Consider the following 6343-nt stretch of genomic DNA (forward strand, 5'->3'; position numbering starts at 1 on the left):
GGCGGGGGCTATCCCGACCGGCTGGCCTCCCGGCTCCGCAAGGACGGCCTCCCCGTGGGCCATACCAACCTGGGGCAGAGCGGCGCGCGCGTGCGCGACGTCGTGAACAACGCCCTCAAGCGCGTCATCGCGTTGCAGCCCACGCTCATCACCCTGGGCGTGGGCACCAACGACATCTGGCGGGGCACCGAGGCGGCGGAGTTCCAGGACGACCTGGACCGCATCGCCCGGCGGCTGAAGCAGACCGGCGCGTCCATGGTCGTCGTGAACATCGCGGACATGGCGCTCGCGCCCGTGGCGAAGATGGTGCCCAGCGCGCTGTACGAGGGGCGCATCGAGCCCTTCAACGAAGCCATCGCCTCCGTGGCCCACGCGCACGGGCTGCACCTGGTGGACCTCTACACCGCCAGCCGGGAGATGATCCCCCGGCGCCCGGACTTCTTCTGCCCGGATGGCTTCCACCCGTCCGCGGCGGGCTACGAGGAGTGGGCGGACCTGATGCTCCCCGTGGTCCGCACGCTCGTGGGGCGGTAGGCCCCGCGCCCTCAGGCCTTCGCGATGCCTGGAGGCGTGGGCGGCGTGGCGGGCGGATCCGCGGGCGGCGTGCTGATGCTGCGCTCGCGGCCGGGGTGCACCTCCATGCCGGGCTCGAACGCCGTCACGCGGTTGCGGCCCGTGCGCTTGCTGCAATAGAGCGCCGAGTCCGCGCAGTCCACCAGCGTGTCCTGCGACGTCGCGTCCGTGGGGAAGTGCGCCACGCCGATGGACACCGTGACGTGCCCGCCGGGCAGCCCCGGGCGGCTGAGCGTGACGGCGTCCGCCACCGCGCGGCGCAGCGTCTCCGCCACCTCCACCGCCGTGGCCTTGGACACCTGCGGCAGCAGCAGCACGAACTCCTCGCCGCCGTAGCGCCCCAGCGTGTCCACCTTGCGCGCGCGGGTGCGCAGCACCTCGGACACCCGGCGCAGCGTCTCGTCCCCGGCGCGGTGCCCGGCCAGGTCGTTGAGCCGCTTGAAGTGGTCCACGTCCACCATCAAGAGCGCCAGCGGCACGCCGAAGCGCTGGGCGCGCGCCAGCTCCAGGTCCATGCGCTGGAAGAGGTGGCGGCGGTTGGGCACGCCCGTGAGCGCGTCCGTCAGCGTGAGCTTCACCGTCTCCGCGTGCAGGCGCGCGTTCGTCACCGCCGTCGCGGCCTGATCCGCCACCGCGGTGAAGAGTTCGATTTCCTCCGCGGAGATGCTCGCCGTCTCCGGGCGCTGGAAGTTGATGACGCCCAGGAGCGTGTCCGCGTGCACCATGGGGACCGCCAGCAGCGTGCCGTGCTCGGAGCCGCCGCGCAGGCCGCGCCGCGCGAAGATGCTGGTGGGGTCCGTGAGGTCCGGCAGGTACACGGCCTTGCGCGACTGGGCGGCCCGGCCACACGCGCCCTCGCCCATGGCGAAGGTGTGGCCCTCCAGGCCCCGGCCCTGCGGCCACGCGTGCTTCACCTCCAGCATGCCCTCCTCGTTGAGGAGCATGATGGAGAAGTCCGGGATGTGCAGCCGCTCCACCACCAGGCGGGTGATGCGCGACAACAGCTCGTCCAGCTCCAGCGTGGTGTTGAGCGAGCGGGCCACGTCGAACAAGAGCGACAGCTCCGTCAGGCGCTCCTCCAGCTCGTCCTTCAGCGCCAGCTTCTCCTTCACCAGCTGGAGGTCGCGGTGCGTGTCGATCTCCTCCACCTTCATGGAGGTGAGCCGCGCGAGCATCTGGTTGAAGGCCGCGCCCAGCCGCGAGATTTCATCCGTGCCCCGGGACTCCGCGCGCACCAGCAGGTCGCCGTCCGCCGCGCGCCCCATGGCCTCGCTCAGCCGCTTGAGCGGCGCGGTGAGCACGAAGCGCAGGGACAGCCAGGTGACGAGCCCCAGGATGCCCACGAAGAGCACCATCGCGCCCAGCGCGTCCTGGAACACCGTCTGGAGCTGGCGGTGCAGCGCGGGCTCCCCCAGGCGCACCTGGAGCACGCCCATGCGCTGCGCGGCCTGTCCGGTGTGACAGCCGGAGCACTCCGGACCGCCCAGCGGCCGCACCACCTCCGTGCCGTGGTCGCTGGAGCGCGCCGTCTCCGGCCCCGTCGCGGACAGCCGCGCGGCCTCCGGATGCGGGTGGCCCTGCTCGGCAGGCCGCCGGCTCCAGCGGATGCGCCCGTCCGGCGTCAGGATGCGCACGTCCTCCACGGAGCGGAACAGCCGCGTGTCAGAAGACAGCACCTCCGCCACCGCGCCATGCGGCGCCGCGCCCGGCGCCTGCGGCAGCAAGAACGTGTTGGCGACGGCCTCCGCCAGCGCGAGCGCCTCCAGGTGGGTGCCCTCCCGCACTGCCTGTCGCGCCTCGCGCGAGAAGTGGCCCACACCCAGGAGCGCCACCACCAACCCGGGCAGCGCGATGCTCCACAAGAGCTTCCTGCCAATCGTCTCGGAACCGAGGGCCATGTGCGGGGCGCAGTGTGTTCCGCGCGCTCGCGTTCTGTCCGCGAGTGACGGAGTGTTGAAAATTGTCAGGCGCATGACACGCCCTGTCAAACGTACCGGTGTCGAAATATTGAAACGAGAGTGTTGTTCCCCGGCCTGTTCCTGTTTTCACGGGTTGTACCCTTGGCGCGGCGGACGTACTCCCGAAGTCCAAGCCCGGAGATTGGAAGTCCACCATGACCCAGCCCCTGTTCCTCACGTCCTCGCTGTTGCCGGTGCCGCACGGCTTCGCCACGCGCGCGGGAGGCGTGTCCGAAGGGCCCTACGCGTCGCTGAACCTGGGCTTCTCCGTGGGCGACGAGCGCGCCCGCGTGGAGGAGAACCACCGCCGCCTGGCGCAGGCCGCGGGGGCGGGGCTGGGTGCGCTCTGCCGCGTGTCGCAGGTGCACGGCGACACGGTGCTGGAGGCGCGCGGCCAGGCGGACGAGGTGCTGCGCCCGACGCTGGGCGAGGCGGACGCGCTGTGGACGGAAGGGGAGGGGAGTTGGGTGGCGGTGGGCACCGCGGACTGCGTCCCGGTGCTGCTCGTGGATCCGCGAGGCCGGCGCGTGGCGGCGGTGCACTCGGGATGGAAGGGCACGGACCTGGAGATCAGCGCGCGCACGGTGGAGACGCTGGTGGCGCGCGGCAGCCGGCCGGAGGACCTGCTGGCGGCGGTGGGCCCCTGCATCCAGGCGTGCTGCTACGAGGTCTCCCCTGAACTGGGGGACCGCTTCCGCGCGCGCTTCGGCGGGGAGGTGGTCCGCGAGGGGGCGAAGCCGCACCTGGACCTGCCACGCGCGGTGAAGGCGTCCCTGCTGAAGGCGGGCCTGAAGGCGGCGCACGTGGACGTGCTACAGGCCTGTACGGCGTGTGATCCGGACCGGTTCTTCTCCCACCGGCGGGACGCGGGACGCACCGGGCGTCACCTCAACCACGTACTGCACCGCTTCTAGCGGAGGCCCGCCGGGTCGTTTTCTTGACGGTCTCCGACCGGCCTTCCTATCCTCGACCTGGAATTCCCTCCGTCCAGGCTCGTGCCGGTGCGTCCCTTCCTCTTCCGCCTGTTTGCCGCCGTCGCGCTGTCCGCGCCGACCGCCTGCGCCACCACCGCCGCTTCCCAGACGGAAGTGGGCCGGCTGGAGGCGGAGGTGCGCACGCTGCGCGCGGCCCAGGCGTCGCTCGTGGAGCGCCTGGAGCGGCTGGAGAACCGCGACACCGTCGCTCGCGCCCGGAACGCCGCCGCCCCCGCCGCCGCGAAGCCCTCGGCCACCGCGAGCACGAAGCCGGAGGCCGCGTCGCCGGAAGCGGGCGAGCCGCTGGGCCTGGCGCCGGCGGAGCTGACGGTGGTGCGGCTCAAGCCGAAGAAGGAACCCGCGCCGCGCATCAACACGGCCGTGGCGGTGGTGGAGCCGGACCCGGATCAGATGGAGATGTTCATCTCCCCGGTGGAGGGCTCGTCCGGGACGGGTTCCGTCATGCCCGCCCGCGTGGAGGTGCCGGAGAAGGATCCGGACATCCTCGACGCCGAGTACGAGCGCGCGGTGGCCATGCTGCGCACCGGCAACGTGGAGGGCGGCGTGGACACGCTCACGCGCTTCGCCGCGGACAACCCGCGCCACCCCCGCGCCGACAACGCCCTGTACTTCAGCGGCCTGGGCCAGATGGGGCTCAAGGACACCGTGGGCGCGGCCAGGACGTTCGAGAAGCTCATCAAGAACTACCCCGCCGGGGACGCCGTCCAGGACGGCATGCTCCGGCTCGCGGAGTGCCGGGTGCGGCTGAACCAGGCCGTGGATGCCCGAGCCCTCTATACCCGCGTCGTCACCCAGTTCCCGGGGACGGCCGCCGCCACGCAAGCGGAGCAGCGGCTCGCCGCGCTCTCGCCGTAAGCCCTTTGTGAAAGGACGTCGTCCGATGCGCTCCCGGATCCTCGCCACCCTGCTCGTGCCCCTCACCGTCGCGCCGGCATGGACGGCTTTCGCCCAGGACGCGCAGGAGGAGGAACCCCAGCCGGCCTCCACCGAGACGGAAGGGCAGGACATCTCCGACGACGTGGAGCAGCGCCCCACCTCCGTCACGCTCCCGCCCGGCGCCGCGCAGGGCCGTGAGAGCGCGCCCGGCCAGGTGCACACGGTGGAGACGGGCGACACGCTGTGGGACCTGTCCCAGCGCTACCTGGGCAGCCCCTGGTACTGGCCCAAGGTCTGGTCCTACAACCCGCAGATCGCCAACCCGCACTGGATCTACCCGGGCAACAACGTGAAGTTCTTCCCGGGCGGCGAGGAGGTCCCCGCGCGCGTGGAGGGCGGCGACCTGCCCTCCGACGACGTGGTGGCGCCCACGGAAGTGAGCGGCAGCAGCCTGGTGTCGGTGGTCGGGAAGATCGGCTTCGACCCGGCCAACGCCCGCCCGGTGACGACCAAGGGCTTCGTGACGCAGCGCGAGCTGGACGAGGCGGGCCGCATCGACGGCTCGGCCTCCGAGGCGCTGATGCTCTCCGCGCCGGACAAGATCTACCTGCGCTTCAAGAAGCGCGGCGCCGCCAAGATTGGCGACCGCTACGTCATCTTCCACACCGTGGAAGAGGTGAAGCACCCGGTGACGAATGCGCGCACGGGCTACCTCACGGAGCTGCTGGGCACGGTGCAGGTCGTCGCCATCAACAACGACGTGGTGACCGCGCGCATCACGGAGACGTGGGACCCCATCTCCCGCGGCGACCTGGTGGGCCCCTCCAGCGAGAAGCTGTCGGAGCGCGTGGCCCCCAAGCCCAACGCCAAGGAGATCCCCGGCTACGTGCTCACGCCGATGACGCCGGGCCAGACGCTGCTGGGTGAGCACCACTTCGTCGTCGTGGACCGCGGCACCGCCGACGGCGTCCAGCTGGGCAACGTCTTCACCATCGAGCGCCGGGGTGACCCGAGCCGGGACGTGCTCGGCCGCAGCGACTACAAGCCGGGCGACGCGGGCAAGAACCAGAAGGCCTACCCCTGGGAGGCCGTGGGCCAGTGCATGGTGACGGAAGTGCGTGAGCGCACCTCCAACTGCCTGCTGACCCGCACCCTGGTGGAGGTCTCCGCCGGCGACCGCGCCACCATGCGCAAGGACGGGACGCCCACCGCCAGCCGCTGAAAAGCGGCGCGGCGAACGGCAGGAATGCTGCATTCCGGCCCGCCCGGGAAGGGCGGGTCGCTTGACCCCCGAAGAACCGGTGTTATGTGTCACGCCCCTCCCGGGACCACCTCTATATAGGTGGGAAACAGGCGGGGGACGGCATGGCGGGCACGAACACGGATACGCACCTACACGCAGACGAGCAGCGCGCCACCCTGGCGCTCTGGGCCATTTCAGGCCTGGGGCCCCGGACGTTGGCCTCCGTGCGCGCGTTCGCCGGAGGAGCGCTGTCCCGGCTCGCCTCCACGCCCGTGCGGGACTGGGTGTCCGACGTCCCGGTGCCCGTCCCCGTCCGCCAGCGGCTTGCCACCGTCGCTTCGCTGGACGCCCTGGCGTCCCGGACCGAGGAGGCCTGTGCGCGTTCGGGACTCCAGGTGGCCTTCGCGGGCACGCCCGCCTATCCCGCCCGGCTGGAGGGCGTGGAGGACGCGCCGCCGCTCCTGTTCCACCTGGGCAACCCCGGGCCGCCCCGGCGCCGGCTGGCCATGGTGGGCAGCCGCCATCCGGACCAGGGCTTCCTGCCCTTCGCTCGCACGTTCGCCCGGAAGGTGGCCCAGGCCGGGGTGGGGGTGGTGTCCGGCGCGGCCGAGGGCGTGGACCGGGCCTGCCACTGGGGCGCCCTGGACGTGGGCGCGGAGACGTGGGCCTTCCTGGGCTCCGCGCTGGACGCGCTGGAC

Annotated in this window: 6 protein-coding genes; 5 read left to right on the forward strand and 1 reads right to left on the reverse strand. The window is 72.1% G+C overall.

Features of this window, described 5'->3' with window-relative positions; genetic code table 11:
- Positions 1-534, forward strand: a 534-nt coding sequence (locus D7X55_RS33740) for an SGNH/GDSL hydrolase family protein (RefSeq protein ID WP_233610231.1), incomplete at its 5' end; no start/stop codon positions are given.
- Between the two features lie 11 nt (positions 535-545).
- Here D7X55_RS33740 and D7X55_RS33745 read toward each other — a convergent pair.
- The gene (locus D7X55_RS33745; RefSeq protein ID WP_120547884.1) at positions 546-2471 is read right to left on the reverse strand and encodes a diguanylate cyclase; all 1926 of its coding nucleotides are present in this window, start codon (positions 2469-2471) and stop codon (positions 546-548) included.
- Between the two features lie 215 nt (positions 2472-2686).
- Between D7X55_RS33745 and pgeF the strand changes: the two genes are divergently transcribed.
- From pgeF to D7X55_RS33765, 4 genes are all read left to right on the forward strand, one after another.
- Positions 2687-3445 carry a peptidoglycan editing factor PgeF gene (gene pgeF, locus D7X55_RS33750; protein ID WP_121725202.1) on the forward strand — a complete coding sequence of 253 codons (759 nt, stop codon included), beginning with the start codon at positions 2687-2689 and terminating at the stop codon, positions 3443-3445.
- A gap of 87 nt (positions 3446-3532) precedes the next feature.
- Positions 3533-4381 carry a tol-pal system YbgF family protein gene (locus D7X55_RS33755; protein WP_370450131.1) on the forward strand — a complete coding sequence of 283 codons (849 nt, stop codon included), beginning with the start codon at positions 3533-3535 and terminating at the stop codon, positions 4379-4381.
- Positions 4382-4406: 25 nt separating this feature from the next.
- Positions 4407-5624, forward strand: coding sequence for a LysM peptidoglycan-binding domain-containing protein (locus D7X55_RS33760; RefSeq protein ID WP_120547881.1), 1218 nt, complete (start codon positions 4407-4409; stop codon positions 5622-5624).
- 143 nt (positions 5625-5767) lie between these two features.
- The coding region (locus D7X55_RS33765) for a DNA-processing protein DprA (RefSeq protein ID WP_199747276.1) at positions 5768-6343 on the forward strand (576 nt) is incomplete at its 3' end.

Origin of the sequence: Corallococcus sp. AB049A (assembly GCF_003668885.1) — a bacterium.
Classification (GTDB): Bacteria; Myxococcota; Myxococcia; order Myxococcales; family Myxococcaceae; genus Corallococcus; species Corallococcus interemptor.